The organism is Streptomyces sp. NPDC111802 (genome assembly GCF_055634335.1).
On sequence record NZ_JBVKCZ010000173.1, the window covers coordinates 1 to 2,645 of the forward strand.

Here is a 2,645-nt window from a genome sequence, read left to right on the forward strand (position 1 = left end):
TCACCCTGGTTGACTATCCACAACCAACGCGGGTGTGTCGCTGTGCACATGTGGAAACAGAACGCCAAAACGCTTATCTACGCGGCATTGCCCTGTGGGGTTCCCCGGCCTCTCTCCTGCAAGGTCCCGTCGGGCAGTTGCAGCGGAGCGGCCAGCCACCGCTTCACATACAGCACGACCCAGCGGGCATCGGTGTACGCTTCGACAGCCTTGACGACCAGGTCCCACCGCACGCTGTCGAAGAACTTCCGGATGTCGAGATCGATCACCCAGTTGTACTCCCAGCAACGTCGTCGGCAGACCTCGACCGCGTCCAGCGCCGAGCGGTTCGGGCGGTAGCCGTAGGAGTCGGGATGGAACATCGGCTCCACCCGTGTCTCCAGATGCGCGGCTACCACCGTCTGCGCTACCCGATCAGCGACAGTGGGCACTCCGAGCACACGGACACCAGCAGCACCATGCGCTTTCGGAATCTCCACCGCCTTGACCGGAGGCGGGAAGTAGGTCCCCGAGGACATCCGGTTCCAGATCTTGTACAGGTTGCCCCGCAGATCCTTCTCGAACGCCTCGACCGACTGCCCGTCCACCCCCGGCCCACCCTGATTGCCCTTCACCTTCAACCAGGCGTCCCACACCTCCTGCTTGGAGATGTCGAACGGCTTGCCAGATGCTTTCAGCTGGTCCATCGGGCTCCTCCCAGAGCTCTGGTTGACCAAACGAACAACAGCCACGAGCGACCCGGCTCCTTCGCTCCGCCCCCGTTACAGGGACTTCACCGCTACTACGCGCCGGTCCGCCAGCGCATCCGGCCCGGTACTCGAAGTCCCTACGGGACACTCCCGACTCGGGCACTCCCGGTCGGCCGCGCTGCTGCACACGGCCACGCCAGATGCGCCTTCCCACGTTCCGTGCGAGAGCGGCAGACCGCGCTCACGCCGTCTTCATGCCGGACGCCGCCTGGCCAGTCAGCGGGCTCCCGCCAGGCTCATCCCCGAACACTGCCGAATCGCCCGGGTTTCGACGCCTTCTGACTACATTTCGACACTTCGACAACGGTCGTCTTCGCGGTCCCTACCTGACGCCTCCTGGGCGCCTTTTCCGCATCGCTCACCACGACGGTCTTCAGCCAACGCAGCATGCGGTGGTTTGGAGCCTCCCCCCGCAGGGCGACTCCGAGGGGCCTTCCCTCATCTCTCGCACAGCACCGCATCAAGGTGCTCGATCTCCTACATCACGGGCATCCTCTCTGCGTTCGTGGCGCACCGGCAGCTGTAGTTCTTGATCGTTGCGGTGTTGGTGCTGGTCAGGGTGGTGTCGGTGCGGCCGGGGCCGGGGCAGGGGAACGGCCACCGTGATCATGAACGTTTGTGACGACGATCAAGGAACAGGTGGCCGTGGAGGCCACGATAGCCGGGCAGGAGTGGACGGCCGTGCTCGCGGCGGTGATGGCCGAGGTTGCTGACTGCTTCCCGCGCCGGGAACCGCGGCTGCTGGCCCGGGAGATGACCGAGGGCATGCTGATGGAGCTGGATACGCGTAACTGCTGGACGCTCGGCGAGGCGCTGGGGCACTCGGGCCCGCACCGGCTGCAGCACTTCCTCTCCCGTGGTGTGTGGGACCATGACCTGGCCCGCCACCGGCTCATGACCTGGGCGGCCGGTGAACTCGCCGATGACCAGGCGGTGTTGATCGTGGACGAGACCGGTGATGAGAAGTCCTGCACCGACTGCGTCGGCGCGGCACGCCAATACTCCGGGGCGCTCGGGGCCCGTACTTCAAAAACTGTCAGCGACGGGTTTCCGCGGGGGTTGTTCGGGCGTGTAGCTGTTCCCATGTGCGGGCGGGTGATCCGGGTATCGGCGTGACGAGGATCCGGTGCAGGTCCAGGAGCCGTTTTGCGTCCTGGTACTGGATGGACAGGTTGGTGCGGTTGACGCCCAGTAGTTGGGCTAGGAACGTCATGGTCACCGCTCTGCGGCGGCGCAGGATGGCTGCCAGGAGCCGGTGGGTGTGGTCCACGCTGCTGGTCTGTGGGTGGCGGTGGCTGCGCGGGCGGTGGAAGCGTCGCTGGAATGCCGCCTCGGCCAAGGCGTCCCAGAAGGCTCCGAGACCGCCACCAGATGCTCGAAGGCGGTTCGTGACATGCCGGTCAGGGCCGGGTCGGTCCGGTGTGTCGTTGCCGTCGCGTCCGGCGCTCGCGGTGGAACAGGAGACAGTGTGTAGTTCCAGTCGCCGTGGAAGGAGTTGGGTGTGATCGCAAGTGCGTGGAACTCGGCGGGTGTGACGCTGATGCCGAGGTCGTAGCTGCCTGTGTCCAGTTCGGCCCCGATGGTCAGGCTGGCCTTGGTGGTTGTGGCGGCGATGGTCTCAATGACGACCTGGTAGCTGGTCAGCGGCCGCCCCCGCCAGTTCGCGGTGATGTGACAGAACATCCGGTGCTCTATCTTGTTCCACTTCGACGTCCCCGGCGGTAGGTGACAGACCGTGATCTCCAGGCCGCTCTCTCGTGCGAAGGTGGCAAGGTTGCTTTTCCAGGTCCAGCGGCGGGGATCGTTGGAACCGCCGGCGTCGGCGGTGATCAGGAGCCGGGTGGCATTCGGATGGTCTGCCCGTCCGCGGTGCTGCCACCAGCGACGGATGGACTC

At 65.6% G+C, this 2,645-nt stretch carries 1 protein-coding gene and 2 pseudogenes; 1 reads left to right on the forward strand and 2 read right to left on the reverse strand.

The genetic code is table 11. The features are described 5' to 3' along the window. Positions 1-77 precede the first annotated feature (77 nt). A complete protein-coding gene (locus ACZ7NC_RS45100) occupies positions 78-686 on the reverse strand; it encodes a reverse transcriptase domain-containing protein (RefSeq protein ID WP_471498143.1) in 609 nt (202 codons plus the stop codon). 681 nt (positions 687-1,367) lie between these two features. Here ACZ7NC_RS45100 and ACZ7NC_RS45105 point away from each other — a divergent pair. Then, positions 1,368-1,766 (forward strand): annotated as a pseudogene (locus tag ACZ7NC_RS45105) (transposase); the annotation flags it as partial. Here the strand turns inward: ACZ7NC_RS45105 and ACZ7NC_RS45110 are convergent. Next, positions 1,766-2,645 (reverse strand): annotated as a pseudogene (locus ACZ7NC_RS45110) (ISAzo13 family transposase); the annotation flags it as partial. The pseudogenes ACZ7NC_RS45105 and ACZ7NC_RS45110 sit on opposite strands and share 1 nt — an antisense overlap.

Excerpts from the sequence above, each read along its gene's own strand:
- ACZ7NC_RS45100 (WP_471498143.1), bottom strand. The coding sequence starts at position 686 with ATGGACCAGCTGAAAGCATCTGGCAAGCCGTTCGACATCTCCAAGCAG.